The 15,035-nt window shown below is 60.9% G+C and carries 13 protein-coding genes and 3 tRNA genes; 7 read left to right on the top strand and 9 right to left on the bottom strand.

All coding sequences use genetic code 11. The annotated features are described in order from the left end of the window. Nucleotides 1-43: 43 nt before the first annotated feature. Complete coding sequence (deoA, locus tag ETEE_RS10220) at nt 44-1,366, bottom strand: thymidine phosphorylase (RefSeq protein ID WP_034162805.1); 1,323 nt, start codon at nt 1,364-1,366, stop codon at nt 44-46. Between the two features lie 108 nt (nt 1,367-1,474). After that, entirely contained in the window at nt 1,475-2,254 is a 780-nt protein-coding gene (deoC, locus tag ETEE_RS10215) for a deoxyribose-phosphate aldolase (RefSeq protein ID WP_034162974.1), read from the bottom strand. Between the two features lie 473 nt (nt 2,255-2,727). Here deoC and ETEE_RS10205 point away from each other — a divergent pair, with 473 nt between their 5' ends. Next, nucleotides 2,728-4,278 carry a YjjI family glycine radical enzyme gene (locus tag ETEE_RS10205; protein ID WP_034162807.1) on the top strand — a complete coding sequence of 517 codons (1,551 nt, stop codon included), beginning with the start codon at nt 2,728-2,730 and terminating at the stop codon, nt 4,276-4,278. Then, the gene (locus ETEE_RS10200; protein WP_034162808.1) at nt 4,250-5,113 is read left to right on the top strand and encodes a YjjW family glycine radical enzyme activase; all 864 of its coding nucleotides are present in this window, start codon (nt 4,250-4,252) and stop codon (nt 5,111-5,113) included. The genes ETEE_RS10205 and ETEE_RS10200 overlap by 29 nt, the downstream gene beginning before the upstream one ends. A gap of 60 nt (nt 5,114-5,173) precedes the next feature. On the opposite strand, the gene ETEE_RS10195 is transcribed toward ETEE_RS10200, so the two are convergent. The 6 genes from ETEE_RS10195 to ETEE_RS10170 all read right to left on the bottom strand — a co-directional run bounded on the left by ETEE_RS10195 (nt 5,174) and on the right by ETEE_RS10170 (nt 11,327). Then, entirely contained in the window at nt 5,174-6,439 is a 1,266-nt protein-coding gene (locus tag ETEE_RS10195) for a NupC/NupG family nucleoside CNT transporter (RefSeq protein ID WP_174434948.1), read from the bottom strand. 260 nt (nt 6,440-6,699) lie between these two features. Next, nucleotides 6,700-7,488: a TatD family hydrolase gene (locus ETEE_RS10190; protein WP_034162975.1), complete on the bottom strand. Its 789-nt coding sequence runs from the start codon at nt 7,486-7,488 to the stop codon at nt 6,700-6,702. After that, nucleotides 7,488-8,504 (bottom strand): patatin-like phospholipase family protein, encoded by a 1,017-nt coding sequence (locus tag ETEE_RS10185; protein WP_034162810.1) that lies wholly within the window; start codon nt 8,502-8,504, stop codon nt 7,488-7,490. The genes ETEE_RS10190 and ETEE_RS10185 overlap by 1 nt, the downstream gene beginning before the upstream one ends. A gap of 222 nt (nt 8,505-8,726) precedes the next feature. Next, nucleotides 8,727-10,316, bottom strand: coding sequence for a peptide chain release factor 3 (gene prfC, locus ETEE_RS10180; RefSeq protein WP_034162811.1), 1,590 nt, complete (start codon nt 10,314-10,316; stop codon nt 8,727-8,729). Between the two features lie 194 nt (nt 10,317-10,510). Beyond that, entirely contained in the window at nt 10,511-10,957 is a 447-nt protein-coding gene (gene rimI / locus ETEE_RS10175) for a ribosomal protein S18-alanine N-acetyltransferase (RefSeq protein ID WP_034162813.1), read from the bottom strand. Continuing rightward, a complete protein-coding gene (locus ETEE_RS10170) occupies nt 10,917-11,327 on the bottom strand; it encodes a DNA polymerase III subunit psi (RefSeq protein WP_034162814.1) in 411 nt (136 codons plus the stop codon). The genes rimI and ETEE_RS10170 overlap by 41 nt, the downstream gene beginning before the upstream one ends. Before the next feature lie 195 nt (nt 11,328-11,522). Here ETEE_RS10170 and rsmC point away from each other — a divergent pair, with 195 nt between their 5' ends. The 4 genes from rsmC (at nt 11,523) to ETEE_RS10150 (ending at nt 13,068) form a co-directional block, all read left to right on the top strand. Further along, complete coding sequence (gene rsmC, locus ETEE_RS10165) at nt 11,523-12,563, top strand: 16S rRNA (guanine(1207)-N(2))-methyltransferase RsmC (RefSeq protein WP_034162976.1); 1,041 nt, start codon at nt 11,523-11,525, stop codon at nt 12,561-12,563. 176 nt (nt 12,564-12,739) lie between these two features. Continuing rightward, nucleotides 12,740-12,826 (top strand) — tRNA-Leu (locus tag ETEE_RS10160). 35 nt (nt 12,827-12,861) lie between these two features. Next, nucleotides 12,862-12,948: transfer RNA gene (locus ETEE_RS10155), tRNA-Leu, on the top strand. 33 nt (nt 12,949-12,981) lie between these two features. Continuing rightward, a tRNA-Leu gene (locus ETEE_RS10150) sits at nt 12,982-13,068 on the top strand. A gap of 173 nt (nt 13,069-13,241) precedes the next feature. On the opposite strand, the gene ygiD is transcribed toward ETEE_RS10150, so the two are convergent. Further along, nucleotides 13,242-14,027, bottom strand: a complete 786-nt coding sequence (gene ygiD, locus ETEE_RS10145) for a 4,5-DOPA-extradiol-dioxygenase (RefSeq protein ID WP_034162815.1) — start codon at nt 14,025-14,027, stop codon at nt 13,242-13,244. A 218-nt stretch (nt 14,028-14,245) separates the two neighbouring features. Between ygiD and zupT the strand changes: the two genes are divergently transcribed. Next, nucleotides 14,246-15,013 carry a zinc transporter ZupT gene (gene zupT, locus ETEE_RS10140; protein WP_034162817.1) on the top strand — a complete coding sequence of 256 codons (768 nt, stop codon included), beginning with the start codon at nt 14,246-14,248 and terminating at the stop codon, nt 15,011-15,013. The last annotated feature ends 22 nt before the right edge of the window (nt 15,014-15,035 follow it).

The raw sequence follows: 15,035 nt of genomic DNA, 5'->3' as shown, positions 1-15,035 counted from the left end.
ACGGGCCAAAATCATCAGACTCGGTTTGGTATTGGCGTAACCCTTACTGCATGATACGGCGATACACCACCGGCGTCGGCTCAGGCGCACGCTCTCCCAGCGTCACCGCGGCGCGCACCGCCTCAGCGGCCTGCTGCCAGCTCGCTTCATCGCGGGCATGAACCACGGCCAGCGGACGCTGCCCATCGACCGAATCACCCAGACGAACCATATCGGTTAGCCCTACGCTGTAATCAATGCTATCGCTGGCCTGACGGCGACCGCCGCCCAGCCCGACAACGGACATCCCCAGCGCACGGGTGTCCATTGCTGTGATAATACCAGCTTGTTCGGCAAATACCGGTTTGCACAGCACTGCCTGTGGCAAATAGTGGTCATAGCGCTCAACGAAGTCACGCGGACCGCCCTGCGCCGCCACCATCCGGCCAAAGATCTCTGCCGCCTTACCGTTGTCGAGCACCGCCTGCAGTTTACTGCGGGCCTCCGTCTGATCTGCGGCCAGTTTACCGGAAATCAACATCTCGACGCACAGCGCCATGGTCACCTCGAACAGACGCGGATTGCGCGCCTCGCCCGTCAGGAACTGTACCGCCTCGCGCACTTCCAACGCGTTGCCGGCGCTGGAGGCCAGAACCTGATTCATATCGGTCAGCAGCGCCGTGGTGCGGCAGCCTGCGCCGTTGGCCACGCCAACGATCGCCTGCGCCAGCGCCTCAGACAGCTCGAACGTCGGCATAAAGGCGCCGGAGCCAACCTTCACATCCATCACCAGCGCATCCAGCCCTTCGGCCAGCTTCTTGGCCAGAATGGAGGCGGTGATCAGCGGGATGGAGTCGACCGTCGCGGTGATATCGCGCGTCGCATAAAAACGCTTATCCGCCGGCGCCAACGAGCTGGTTTGCCCGATAATGGCGACGCCGACATCGGCAATAATGCTGCGGAAACGGCTGTCATCCGGGAAAATATCGAACCCAGGGATCGATTCTAGCTTATCCAGCGTACCGCCGGTATGCCCGAGGCCGCGACCGGAGATCATCGGCACATAGCCGCCGCAGGCGGCGACCATCGGCCCCAGCATCAGAGAGGTAACGTCTCCCACGCCGCCGGTCGAATGTTTATCGACAATCGGCCCGTTCAGATTCAGGGATTTCCAGTCCAACACGGTACCGGAGTCCCGCATCGCCATGGTCAGCGCCACGCGCTCCGGCATGGACATGTCATGGAAAAAGATCGTCATCGCCAGCGCGGCGATCTGCCCCTCGGAGATTGTGTTATCCCGTATCCCGTTGATAAAAAAGCGAATCTCTTCTTCACTCAGCGCATGACCGTCGCGCTTTTTGCGGATAATTTCTTGAGCCAGAAACAAGGTAACCCCCTGTTAAACTGATTGTTAGGCCAGGATCGTCTGCGCGATCCGTGAGAGGTAAATGCCCTTGACGTCAGTCAGGCCGCCCAGCGGCGGCCTGTTCCCGCATCAGTAGCTGCTGCCGGTGCCCTTGGCGTCATAGCCTAAGGTCTGCAGCAGGCTAGCCAACAGGCTGGAGGCGCCGAAGCGGAAGTGACGGCTATCCGCCCATCCTTCACCCAGCAGACGATCGGCCAGCGCCAGATACTGCGCCGCATCCTCCGCCGTACGCACGCCGCCGGCCGGCTTGAAGCCCACGCGCTTCGCCACGCCCATATCGCGGATCACGCTCATCATGATTTCAGCGCTCTCCAGCGTGGCGTTAACCGGCACCTTACCGGTCGAGGTCTTAATAAAATCAGCCCCGGCCTTAATTGAAATTTCAGACGCCTTACGGATCAGCGCAGCGTCTTTCAGCTCACCGGTTTCAATAATCACCTTCAGCAGTACATTGGCGGCGACGCAGGCCTCTTTACAGGCTTTCACCAGATCGAAGCCCACCTGCTCGTTGCCCGCCATCAGGGCACGGTACGGGAAGACTACATCCACTTCATCCGCGCCGTAGGCGATCGCCGCACGGGTTTCCACCAGCGCGATCTCGATATCATCGTTACCGTGCGGGAAGTTGGTCACCGTCGCAATGCGTACGTCCGGCGTACCCTGTTCACGCAGGGTTTTACGGGCGATGGGGATAAAACGGGGATAAATACACACCGCAGCGGTGTCACCCGCCGGGCTTTTTGCCTGATGACACAGGGCGATCACTTTCTCGTCGGTATCGTTGTCATTCAGGGTCGTCAGATCCATCAGGCGCAGTGCGCGCTGAGCGGCAGTTTGTAACTCGGTCATAATACTCTCCAACTGGCTGAACGCGGCCCATGCCGGTTCAATCAAAAAAAACGGGACGAAGGTTTTAACGGCCTGCGCCGTAAAGCGATCCCACACGTTGGCGAGCGGACTTGGTTCCCTGAAGAGACATCCGGCCACGCCGGTATGTCATTGAGATCCATCTCACCGCACACAGCCCTTCTGGTGTGATTATTTGAACACAAAACCTCCGTCATATTTGTGTTCACTGTCACATTAGATGAAAATCTGAATGTAACATAGGATCGCATTATGTGATTTACATCACATATAAATCATAACTATCGCCAAAATCGATGCTAACGCGCAAACGCGCGCAGGCCACGGCATTACACTGGCCAATCTCCGCTGTCCGCCGGTGAACCCCGCAGGCGCGACGCCGGGATACCATACCGTTACAGGACACAGCCCTGCGCTCATCCTGATCATCGCTCTCATCGCCCAGGACAACGATCATGCCTGAAACCTCTGCCAATGCACTGCACCAGCGCTGTATGGCTATCGCCTGCGATCCCCATCTCTCCGCCCTGCAAAAACGCCACTTTCTTGCACTGGAGGCAGAAAACGATCTGCCTTACCCCGCCCTACCGGAAGCGGCTCGCCAGGCGCTGGACGACGGCGTCATCTGCGATATGTTTGAAGGCCATGCGCCCTATAAGCCCCGCTACGTGCTACCGGACTACGCCCGCTTCTTGGCCAACGGCTCTGAGTGGCTGGAGCTGGAGCCGGCGCAGGGCTTTGACGATGCCCTCTCCATGCTGACCATCCTGTATCACCATGTCCCATCCGTCACATCCATGCCGGTATTTTTGGGGCATTTAGATCAACTATTGCTTCCATATGTTGGAATTTTAACAGAGAACGAATTATATATCCGCATAAAACGCTTTTGGCGTTATCTGGATCGCACTTTTCCCGATGCCTTTATGCACGCAAACCTGGGGCCGTCAGATAACATCCTGACACGCCTATTTTTACGCGCGGACGCAGAGCTGGCTCAGGTCGTCCCCAACCTGACCTTCCTCTATCACCCTGATATCACACCTACAGAGCGCCTGCAGCAGGCCATTGAAAACATCTGTACCTGCAGTAAACCGCACATCGCCAACGCGCCGCTGCATGATAATATTTTCACAGCGGGCGGCTACGGCATCGTCAGCTGCTACAACGCGCTGCCGCTGGGCGGCGGCGGCAGCACCCTGGTCCGGATGAACCTGAAAGAGGTGGCCCTGCGCAGCCGGGGAGAAGAGGACTTCTTTACCCGCACCCTGCCTGACTATTGCCGGCGCCAGACCGACATTCTCCGCGCCCGCAGCGACTTTCTGTTCACCCGTTCCCATTTCTTCAGCCAGAGCTTCCTCGTGCATGAAGGGCTGATCGACGCCCAACGTTTTGTGCCGATGTTCGGCATCTTTGCCCTGGCAGAGGCGGTCGATATTCTGTGTCAGCAAAGCGGCAGCGCCGCCCGCTACGGTCAGGATGAGACGGCCAACGCCTTAGGCTATCGGATCAGCGCCTGGCTGGATGCGTTTGTCCGCGCGACCCCGCTCCCCCATGCCTGGCAGCAGCGCGCGCTGCTGCATGCCCAATCCGGGATCAGCAGCGATCGGGATACGACGCCCGGCGCCCGCCTTCCCTATGGCAGCGAGCCGGATCCGATCGGCCATCTGATGGCCGTCGCGCCGCACCACGCCTATTATCCCGCCGGGATCAGTGACATCCTGACCCTCGATCCCACGGTGAAAAGCAACCCACAGGCCCTGATGCAGCTGTGCCTCGGCGCGTTCTCCGCCGGAATGCGTGAATTCACGGCCAACGTCAGCGGCAACGATCTGGTGCGGGTAACCGGCTATATGGTGCGCCTGTCCGATCTGGCGCGCTATGGACAGGAGGGATCGCGGCTGAACACCACCTGGCTGGCGGAAGAGGCGGCGCGCAATACGGGTATGCTGGAGCGCCGGGCGCGCGTGATAAGCCATGAACAACAGACGCGCTTTAGTCAGTAAGCTGCTGCCCTTCTCCTGCGTGGATGGGCCGGGCAGTCGTCTGGTACTGTTCCTGCAGGGCTGCAACCTGCGCTGCCGCAGCTGCCATAACCCCTATACCATTGGCCGCTGCGACGACTGTGCCCAATGCGTGGCGACCTGTCCGCATCAGGCGCTGTCGCTGCAGGCGGGAAAGGTGCTCTGGGATGCGCTCTCCTGCCGGCAGTGTGATACCTGTCTACAGGGTTGCCCACGTCGGGCGAGCCCAATGGCGCTATCCCTCAGCGTCGACGATGTGTTGATGCAACTGCGCCGTCAGGCGGCATTTATCAAGGGGATCACCGTCAGCGGGGGAGAGGCGACGCTGCAGCTGCCTTTCCTGCTGGCGCTGTTTCAGGCGATACGTCGCGATCCGGGGCTGCAGGCGCTCGACTCTCTGGTCGACAGCAACGGTGAACTGTCAGAGCCTGGCTGGACACGGCTAATACCGTGGTGCGACGGCGTGATGGTCGATCTCAAGGCCTGGGACGACGAGCGCCACCGTTGGCTAACCGGGCGCGGCAATCGGCGCATCCTGCACAGTATTCGTTGGCTGGCACGGCGGCGACGCCTGGCGGAGCTGCGCCTGCTGGTGATCCCGCAGCACAGCGACTACCTGGCCCACATCGATGCGCTGGCCGAATTTATCCTGTCGTTGGGCGATGTGCCCGTCCGCCTCAATGCCTTCCATCATCACGGCGTCTATGGCCCGGCGTCAGCGTGGCGACCCGCCGCAGAGGCCGATATCGAACGGGTGGCCCAGGCGCTGGAGGGCCGCGGCGTCGGCGCGGTGATCCGCCCGGCGCTCTACCTATAAATAAAAACGCGCCCCGGCCAATGACGGCGAGGGCGCGTGACCACCTTGTGCAGCGCAGGATTACAGCGCCAGGAAGAACCCGGCGATGGTGGCGCTCATCAGGTTGGAGAGGGTTCCTGCCGCGACGGCGCGCAGGCCGAAGCGGGCAATCTCATGACGACGCTTCGGCGCCATACTGCCCAGCCCGCCCAGCAGGATCGCCACCGACGAAAGGTTGGCAAAGCCGCACAGCGCGAAAGAGATGATCGCCTTGGTATGGCCGGAAAGCACCTGCAGACCGGCCGCCGCGACGTCGGCATCCGCCTTCAGGTATTCACCGAAGTTCATATAGGCGACGAACTCGTTAACGATCAGTTTCTGGCCGATGAAAGAGCCGGCAATCTGCGCCTCGCTCCAGGGTACACCGATCAGGAAGGCGATCGGGGAGAATACCCAGCCCAGGATCAGCTCCATCGACAGCTGCGGGTAGTTAAACCAACCGCCAATCCCGCCCAGCATGCCATTCAGCAACGCGATCAGGGCAATAAACGCCAGCAGCATTGCACCGACGTTCAGCGCCAGCTGCAGACCAGAGGCTGCACCGGAGGCCGCAGCGTCAATCACGTTGGCCGGACGATCCTCTACCGCCACCAGCGTGGTAGCATCTTCACGATCGTGGGTCTGCTCGGTTTCCGGCACGATCAGCTTGGCAAACAGCAGGCCGCCCGGCGCCGCCATAAAGGAAGCGGCGATCAGATACTCCAGCGGCACGCCCATCTGGGCATAGCCGGCCAGCACCGAACCGGCAACGGAGGCCAGGCCACCGCACATGACCGCGAACAGTTCCGACTGAGTCATGGTGGCGATATAGGGGCGTACCACCAGCGGCGCTTCGGTCTGGCCGACGAAGATATTGGCCGTCGCCGACAGCGACTCGGTACGGGAGGTGCCCAGCAGCTTGTGTAGCGCGCCGCCCAGCACGCGGATCACCAGCTGCATGATCCCCAGATAATAGAGCACGGCAATCAGCGACGAGAAGAAGACGATCACCGGCAACACGCGCAGGGCAAAGACAAACCCGCCGCCGCCGAACAGCTCAAACATCTTGTCGGATACCAGCCCGCCAAACATGAACGAAATGCCCTGATTACCATAGGCGATAACGTTTGCTACGCCGGTAGACATCGCGCCCAGCATATCGCGGCCAGCGGGCACATACAGAACAAAGGCGCCAAGGCATACCTGAACGACGAAGGCGCCGGCCACGGTACGCACCCTAATGGCGCGGCGGTTGTTGGAAAGCAGTACGCCGAGCAGGATCAGCGTGACCATTCCCACAACACCCATTAAAAGTTGCATGGTTATTATCCCTGTTGTGTGAGTCTTAATAAGGCTTACACGCCCAATGGCGCAAGCCGTCTCCTGGTGCCAGGCAAAAAACAGGAGGGGTCCATCGCCGGCGGGCGGATTATAACGGGGCTCCCGCGATGTTTGCGCGCATTGCTCACAAATTTATACAACTTGAAGCAAGTTAAATTGTTAAAAAGTGACGCATATCACATCACTTAATCGTTTACGTGCGTAAAAAACCGGCGATTCGGCGCGTGTCAGGCGCGCGGGGGGAAGTGAAATAGGCGGTGCGTGTTGTCATACAGCGCCTGGGCTATCTGCGCAGGCGTTTCACTGCGCAGTGCGCACAGGGCCGCAAATACCCGCGTCAGCTGCTCCGGGCGATTGGGCGCGCCCTGGTAACCGGATAATGGCATATCCGGCGCATCGGTCTCCAGCAGCAGCGCCTCCAGCGGCAGCGCCGCCACCGCGGCGCGGGTCTTGCTCGCCCGTGCGTAGGTAATCGTGCCACCGACGCCAATCGCATACCCCAGACGCACGAAGGCCTGCGCCTGGGCCAGACTGCCGGCAAACCCGTGCACCACGCCGGTGCGCGTTAGCCGCCGCTGGCGCAGCGTCTTCGCCAGCAGATCGTGGCTGCGACGTGAATGCAGGATCACCGGCAGATCGTAGCGCTGAGCTAGAGTCAGCTGATCCTGCAGCAGACTCAGTTGACGCGCCGGCTGGCGGACGTCACCGTAGTGATCCAGCCCGATCTCGCCCAGCGCGACCACCGCCGGATCGGCCTGGGCCAGCAGCGTATCCAGCGCTGCAATATCCGTATCCCGATGGTGCTCGATGTATAGAGGATGCAGCCCCAGCGCCACATGCAGCATCGGATAGCGATGGGCAAGCGCCAGCACCGGCGCAAAACGAGAGGCATCGATGCTGGGCACAATGATGTCGCAGATCCCCGCCGCCCGGGCGCGGCGCAGGCTTGCCGCCTCATCGCCGCAGAAGGGAGCGAAGTCAAAATGGCAATGGGTGTCGATCAGCGCCGCGGCGATCACAGCGTCTCCCCCGCTGGCTGACGCACGGCTTCATGCGCCAGCGGCGGCACGGACGGCCTCGCCGGGCCATGGGCATGCGCCGGCAGGTCACGCGGCAGCAGCCAGTGCCCAACGGCCGCCAGAAAATAGCGGGCGCAGCGCCGTCCCAGATGGTAATCCGTGTTCAGTGATGCCACCGTACTGCCCAAGGCATGGCTCGCCAGCGGTTTGGGCGGATAAATCTCAAAGATACGCAGACGTCCCGGCGGCTGCTCAATAAAACGCTGGGTGCGACGATAGCTCTTCTCATGGCGCTGCATCATCCGCACCATCTGCTGCAGACTGCTCTCACTGAGCAGCGACTCCATGCGTTTCACCCAGCGGGGCGTGTAGAACATCTGAGACGGCACGGTGCGTATCACCACGATGGTATCTGCGCCCAGCCGGTACGCCTCGCGCACCGGCACGGCGTCTGCGATGCCGCCGTCCTGGTAGATCACGCCGTTCAGCTCCACCCCGCTGCGGTAAAAGCCGGGGATGGCGCTGCTGGCCTTGATCACCTGCAGCCAGCTATCGCGCTGCGCCGGAAAATAGGCCGCGCTAAAGTCATCGCTACGGCTGGCGACCATATAAAACTGACGCTGCTGTCCCAGCATACGCTCGGCGCGATCGAAAGCCAGCGGCATATCGCGGTAGGTGCAATCCACCAGCCAATCCAGATCAATAAGATGCCCACCGCGGACAAAGCGCAGCGGGTTAAAAAACTCGCTGCGGGTGGTATAGCGGGTGATCACCCGCCGGGCATAGCCAGCCTGACCACAGACAAAGGCCGACAGGTTCTGGGCTCCGGCGGAGGTTCCCAAATAGAGATCGAAGGGGTTGAAGCGCGCGCGCAGAAACTCATCCAGCACCCCGGCGGTAAAAATACCCCGCTGTCCCCCGCCCTCGCACACCAGCGCGATGTTGCCAGGATGGTAGGGTTTATAGGCCAGGGGCTCAATGTTGCCCAGCGTAATCGGTATTCTGTATCCCACTCTACAACCTCATGACAACGCGCTCAGCCGCTATGTTGCCCCGCCAAACGGGGCGGCTCACATGGATTAAGCATACCTTGGATAAGGCTTTGGGATAAGTCCAGCGCAGGAGGGAAATATTATCATTCTGTCCGCTTTAACGGACGATGCGGCGCAAATAAGACGGCGGGCCGAAAGGCCCGCCGCGATCGTCCCGCCAACGCCCAAAAGGGGCTAGACCGATCAGTGTTCGCGCGTCTTGCGGAAGCGCACCTCAGGATAACGCTCCTGGGTCAGGTTCAGGTTCACCATGGTCGGTGCGATATAGGCCAGGTTGTCGCCGCCGTCCAGCGCCAGGTGCAGCTCGTTCTTACGCTGAAACTCATCGAACTTCTTGGCGTCGTCACATTCGACCCAGCGCGCGGTAGACACGTTAACCGACTCGTAGATCGCCTCAACGTTATATTCGCTCTTCAGGCGGGCCACCACCACGTCAAACTGCAGTACGCCGACCGCGCCGACGATCAGATCGTTATTGGCCACCGGACGGAAGACCTGTACGGCCCCCTCTTCCGACAGCTGCACCAGCCCTTTCAGCAACTGCTTCTGCTTAAGCGGATCGCGCAGGCGGATGCGGCGGAACAGTTCCGGGGCGAAGTTGGGGATCCCGGTGAACTTCATCTCCTCGCCCTGGGTAAAGGTATCGCCGATCTGGATGGTACCGTGGTTGTGCAGACCGATGATATCGCCCGGGTAGGCCTCCTCCACGTGGGCGCGGTCGCCGGCCATGAAGGTCAATGCATCGGCGATCACCACATCCTTACCGGTGCGAACCTGGCGTAGCTTCATCCCCTTGTCATAGCGGCCGGAGACCACGCGCATGAAGGCGACGCGGTCGCGGTGCTTCGGATCCATGTTGGCCTGGATCTTAAACACAAAGCCGCTGAATTTTTCTTCGTCGGCGCTGACCTCGCGCACATCGGTCATCCGCGGCATCGGCGCCGGCGCCCAGGCCACCAGGCCGTCCAGCATATGATCCACGCCAAAGTTACCCAGCGCGGTACCGAAAAAGACCGGCGTCAGCTGACCGTTGAGGAAGGCCTCCTCTTCAAACTCGGTAGATGCTCCCTGCACCAGCTCCAGCTCCTCGCGCAGCTGGGCCGCCAAGTCCTCGCCCACCGCGGCGTCCAGCTGCGGGTTATCCAGCCCCTTAATCACCCGAACCTCTTGGATGGTATGCCCCTTACCGCTTTGGTACAGGTAGGTTTCATCCTTGTACAGGTGGTAGACTCCCTTGAACAGCTTACCGCAGCCGATAGGCCAGGTGATCGGCGCACAGGCGATCCTCAGCTCGCTCTCCACCTCATCCAGCAGCTCCATCGGATCGCGGATATCACGGTCGAGTTTGTTCATAAAGGTCAGGATCGGCGTATCGCGCAGGCGGGTGACTTCCATCAGTTTGCGGGTGCGATCCTCGACCCCCTTAGCCGCATCGATCACCATCAGGCAGCAGTCCACCGCCGTCAGGGTCCGGTAGGTATCCTCGGAGAAATCCTCGTGCCCCGGGGTATCCAACAGGTTGACCAGACAGTCATGATACGGAAACTGCATCACCGAGGTGGTAATGGAGATACCGCGCTGTTTCTCCATCTCCATCCAGTCTGACTTGGCATGCTGGCTGGAGCCACGGCCTTTTACCGTTCCGGCGACCTGGATCGCCTGTCCGAATAGCAGCACCTTTTCGGTGATGGTGGTTTTACCGGCATCCGGATGAGAAATAATGGCAAAGGTGCGCCGTTTGGCGACTTCGCGGGCGTATTCACTTGGCGACATGATTTTCTATTCTGTATTGAGCTGCCCTGCCCGCGGACGCGCGCAAACGGCGTCCATCGGCGGGCAACACAGGCGTAAATGGGTAATCAGCGCGCCATTTTCCCTGATTTATCCAGGTTAGACAACGCGCAATTTCAGGCGTCCTGCCGCGGGCAGGGGAATACCATCGCGCCGCGGGCGTGCGAAAAAGACGGCTACCCCAGCGGCAGCGCCATGATACGAGCATCCTCACGGCCGTCCGCGGTCGGATAGTAGCCGCGCCTCAGCGATACCTCATTGAACCCCAGCGCATGATACAACGCGATGGCGGCCCGATTGGAGTCCCGCACCTCCAGCCACAGCGTCACCACGCCGCGCTCGGTCAGATCGTCAATCAGGCGCAGCAGCAGCGTACGCCCCAGCCCCTGACGCTGATAGGCGGGGGCAACGGCCACGTTGAACAGCGTCGCCTCATCCAGCACCACCTGCGTAATGGCAAAGGCGGCCAGCTGCCCCTGAGATTCCAGCTTCAGGTTATAGTAACGCTCGCCCTGATTGCTGAGAAAGGTGCTATGAGTCCAAGGAAATGCGTGACTGGCGCACTCCACGGCATAGGCGGCATCAGTGTCCGCCGGGGTCAGAGAAGAAATGATGTTGCTCATGACAAATTTGCTGCCACAGGGCGCGCTTGGCGCCGGGGTTATGGTAAAGCGCACCGAGCGCCGGAGAGCGGAGGCAAACCTCAGGGGAGGCAGACTCCCCCAGCCACCAACACAGGTAACGCTGGCGATCGCTGAGCATCTCATACTGCTCCGGCGTCAGGATCACCGCTTGCTCCGCCGTCAGCGACAACGCGCGTAGAATATCGCACAGTAACAGATCGTCCGGCGACAGGGGAGCCTCAGACACGATAAGCAGCCGTGTCTGCGCCGACAGCGTAATCGCGACCTCGCCGCGCAGTAGCGCCGGGCGACGCAGGACCCATTGGGTTATCCCCAGCTGCTGTAAAAGTTGATCGCGTCGCGAAGTCATACTGCCCCTGTCGGTTATGCGCCGCCGCCGCGGCGGAATCCAGTGATACCTGTCTGCGCTACTATGCTAACAAACCCGTCGCGACGGCACCATCGCACCGTGCAGCGGATCGCCAGCGCCGCGGTGAATGGTGCGTTTCAGAACGCGGGTGAAAGCTCTATAATCACCGGTCAGCCTAATGAGGAGTTTTGTGCCATGTCCGCTTTTACCCCGGCCAGCGAAGTCGTGCTTCGCCACGGCGAAGAGTTTGAGCCACGCCGCGTCCTGTTCGCCGGCGATCTGCAGGATACGCTGCCCGCGCAGTTTAACGCCGTTGAAGTCCGCGCCCACACCACCCAGTACCATCACTGGCAGGCGCTGCATCCCGCCATGGGCGAGCGCTGCCTGTTCTCTCTGACCATCACGGCAGAGTTCGCCGCCGGCGTCGATACCCTGATCTACTTCTGGCCCAAGAGTAAGCCAGAGGCGCTGTTCCAGCTGACTCAGCTACTCTCGCAGCTGCCGGTCGGCTGCGATGTGTTTATCGTCGGTGAAAACCGCGCCGGCGTCCGCAGCGCCGAAGAGCTGGCGTCCGATATGCTAACGCTGAACAAGATAGACAGCGCCCGCCGCTGCGGCCTATATCACGGTCAGCTGGCCCAGCCGCCCCGCTTCGATCTGAACGACTGGTGGATGTCCTATGACACCGGCAGCCTGCGCATCGCCACGCTGCCGGGCGTATTCAGCCGCGACGGGCTGGACATCGGCAGCCATCTGCTGCTCTCTTCGCTGCCCCACGGCCTGGAAGGACGAGTCCTGGACGTCGGCTGCGGCGCCGGGGTGTTATCCGCCGCCATCGCCCGCATGTCACCGAAGACCCATCTCACCCTGAGCGATGTGAACGCCGCCGCCCTGACCGCCAGCCGGCAAACGCTGGCGCAGAATGAAATCGACGGCGAGGTGCTCGCCAGTAACGTCTTCTCCGATATCAGCGGCCGCTTCGATCTGATCATCTCTAACCCGCCGTTCCATGATGGCATACAGACCAGCCTGCTGGCCGCGCAGACCCTGATCCGCGGCGCCGTCAGCCACCTGCAGCTGGGCGGCGAGCTGCGTATCGTCGCCAACGCCTTCCTGCCCTATCCGCAGGTGCTGGACGCCATATTCGGTCGCCATGAGGTCGTGGCCCAGACCGGGAAATTCAAGGTGTACTCCGCCATTCTCGACCGGGCGGCGCTGGAGCACAGCCGTCGATAGACGCCGGGGCCGGCGTGCGTCGGCCTTTTTTTCAGCGCAAAACGGTTAAATTACGCCTCACGCGCCCAAATTTGCACCGATCGCAGAAAATTCAGGAAATAACTGTTGACGCCGCGACGAAAATCTCTAGAATTCGCCTCCGTGGTTACGTTACTCCAGCAGTAACGCAGCGGTATGCGAAGGTGGCGGAATTGGTAGACGCGCTAGCTTCAGGTGTTAGTGTCTTAACGGACGTGAGGGTTCAAGTCCCTCTCTTCGCACCACATAACCACGATTGATTGCGCTTTGACGGCACCTTGCGAAGGTGGCGGAATTGGTAGACGCGCTAGCTTCAGGTGTTAGTGTCTTAACGGACGTGAGGGTTCAAGTCCCTCTCTTCGCACCAAAGCCGACGAGCGACAATCAGCAACACCCGTGTGCGAAGGTGGCGGAATTGGTAGACGCGCTAGCTTCAGGTGTTAGTGTCCTAACGGACGTGAGGGTTCAAGTCCCTCTCTTCGCACCACTCTTGCTTTTGTCCTGCATCTCTTCATTCTCTCTGTTTCCGCTTGATTCCCGCAGTTGACCTATCCCGCTATCGCTATCCAGACAGACGCTCAACGCCGTCGATATATCGCGCTCGTCGCTCATCGCCGATAACGCCGCGCCCGTATGCCTCATCCCGACCCAACGTGACGCTTAGCCTATCTGCAGCGACAGCATGCTCAGCGATCCCATGACGATCCCCTGCTCGAACACCCGCAGCGGCTCCGCGCCATCCCAGCAGCCCAGCACCGGCAGCAGCGGCAGGAAGTGCTCCGGCGTCGGATTAGCCAGCGCAGCATCCGGATCATCGGTAAACCGCAGCAATGCGGCATCCTCACCACGTTCACGCAGCCCCTGGCGGACAACGTCTTCAAAGCGCCGCGCCCAAGGATAAGGTTCGGCCTCCGCCTCCCAGCGCAGCGTACGCAGGTTATGCACCACGTTACCGCTGCCCAAGATCAGGACGTCGCGCTGCCGCAGCGGGGCGAGCGCCTGCCCCAATCGATAGTGGTACGCCGCTGGCTGGCGCGGATCGAGGCTGAGTTGTATCACCGGAATATCGGCCTGAGGATACAGGTGAACCAGCAGGCTCCACGCGCCATGGTCCAGTCCCCAGCCACCCTCATCCAGCGACAACGTATACTGCGGCGCCAATAAAGACTGCAGTTCCCGGGCCAATGCAGGACTACCTGGCGCCGGATAGCGCAGCGCAGAGAGCGCCGGCGGAAAGCCGCCAAAGTCATGCAGGGTACGCGGCTGCGCCATCGCCGTTGCCCATAGCCCCTGGGTACACCAGTGGGCCGAGATCGCTACCACGGCCTTTGGCCGCGGCAGTTCACGTCCCAGGCGCTGCCACAGGGCGCTGAACGGATTATCCTCGATGGCGTTCATCGGACTCCCGTGCGCTAAAAACAGCGCCGGCATCGTCGCCTCGCTCATAGTGTATTGCCTCGCCGTAATCGCCCGCCGCTCGCCGCGGCTGTCATAAAAAAACGGCTCCGCGCATGGAATACGCGCCAGCCTCCCGCCTGATAGTCAGAAGCATAGAATAGGCACAGACAATCGGTGGAATTGTATATAACACGCTCACATTTATTTACTTCTGCTCACACTTAATAAATAATGAAAATCATTATCATCAACTACGAGGCGTGTCCATGTCCATTCCCCTGCTTCTGACGCTGCTTGCCGGCGGAGCCACCGCCGTCGGGGCTCTGCTGGCCATCATCGGGCAAAAGCCCTCCAATCGCGTACTGGCCTTTTCGCTCGGCTTCGCCGCCGGGATCATGCTACTGATTTCGCTGATGGAGATGCTGCCCGCGGCGCTGAATACGCCGCAGATGCCGCCGCTACTCGGCTACGCGATGTTTATTCTCGGTCTGGTCGGATACTTTCTACTGGATCGCCTGCTGCCCCACCAGCACGCCCACGATATGGTCGCACTGGGGAATCGAAAGCCGCGTAGCCTAAAACGCACCGCGCTGCTGCTTACGCTGGGTATCAGCCTGCACAATTTCCCCGAGGGTATCGCCACCTACGTCACCGCCAGCGCCGATCTGGAGCTGGGGATGGGCATCGCCCTGGCGGTAGCCATTCATAACATTCCAGAGGGGCTGGCCGTCGCGGGCCCCGTGTATGCCGCCAGCGGCTCGCGTCTGCGCGCGCTGTGGTGGGCCAGCCTGTCGGGCGTGGCGGAGATCCTCGGTGGGCTGCTGGCCTTTACCCTGCTGGGGCCAGCGGTGTCACCGGTCGGGATGGCTGCGATCATGGCGCTGGTCGCCGGGATCATGGTCGCGCTGTCGGTGGATGAGCTTATGCCGCTAGCGCGGGAGATCGATCCGCACAGCAATCCCAGCCGCGGGGTACTATGCGGCATGACCGTTATGGGACTGAGTCTGGCCCTGCTGCAGGCGACACCGCTATAAAAACGCAAGGGATAGCCGCTGG

This window comes from Edwardsiella anguillarum ET080813, from assembly GCF_000264765.2.
Taxonomy (GTDB): Bacteria; Pseudomonadota; Gammaproteobacteria; order Enterobacterales; family Enterobacteriaceae; genus Edwardsiella; species Edwardsiella anguillarum.
Note: the sequence above shows the minus strand (reverse complement) of the source record. Positions and strands in the feature narration are given on the sequence as shown.

Bases quoted from the DNA above. Each gene is read 5' to 3' on its own strand.
- deoC (WP_034162974.1), bottom strand. From the start codon at position 2,254: ATGACCGAGTTACAAACTGCCGCTCAGCGCGCACTGCGCCTGATGGAT.
- ETEE_RS10205 (WP_034162807.1), top strand. From the start codon at position 2,728: ATGCCTGAAACCTCTGCCAATGCACTGCACCAGCGCTGTATGGCTATC.
- ETEE_RS10200 (WP_034162808.1), top strand. From the start codon at position 4,250: ATGAACAACAGACGCGCTTTAGTCAGTAAGCTGCTGCCCTTCTCCTGC.
- ETEE_RS10195 (WP_174434948.1), bottom strand. From the start codon at position 6,439: ATGGGTGTTGTGGGAATGGTCACGCTGATCCTGCTCGGCGTACTGCTT.
- prfC (WP_034162811.1), bottom strand. From the start codon at position 10,316: ATGTCGCCAAGTGAATACGCCCGCGAAGTCGCCAAACGGCGCACCTTT.
- rimI (WP_034162813.1), bottom strand. From the start codon at position 10,957: ATGAGCAACATCATTTCTTCTCTGACCCCGGCGGACACTGATGCCGCC.
- ETEE_RS10170 (WP_034162814.1), bottom strand. From the start codon at position 11,327: ATGACTTCGCGACGCGATCAACTTTTACAGCAGCTGGGGATAACCCAA.
- rsmC (WP_034162976.1), top strand. From the start codon at position 11,523: ATGTCCGCTTTTACCCCGGCCAGCGAAGTCGTGCTTCGCCACGGCGAA.
- ygiD (WP_034162815.1), bottom strand. From the start codon at position 14,027: ATGAGCGAGGCGACGATGCCGGCGCTGTTTTTAGCGCACGGGAGTCCG.
- zupT (WP_034162817.1), top strand. From the start codon at position 14,246: ATGTCCATTCCCCTGCTTCTGACGCTGCTTGCCGGCGGAGCCACCGCC.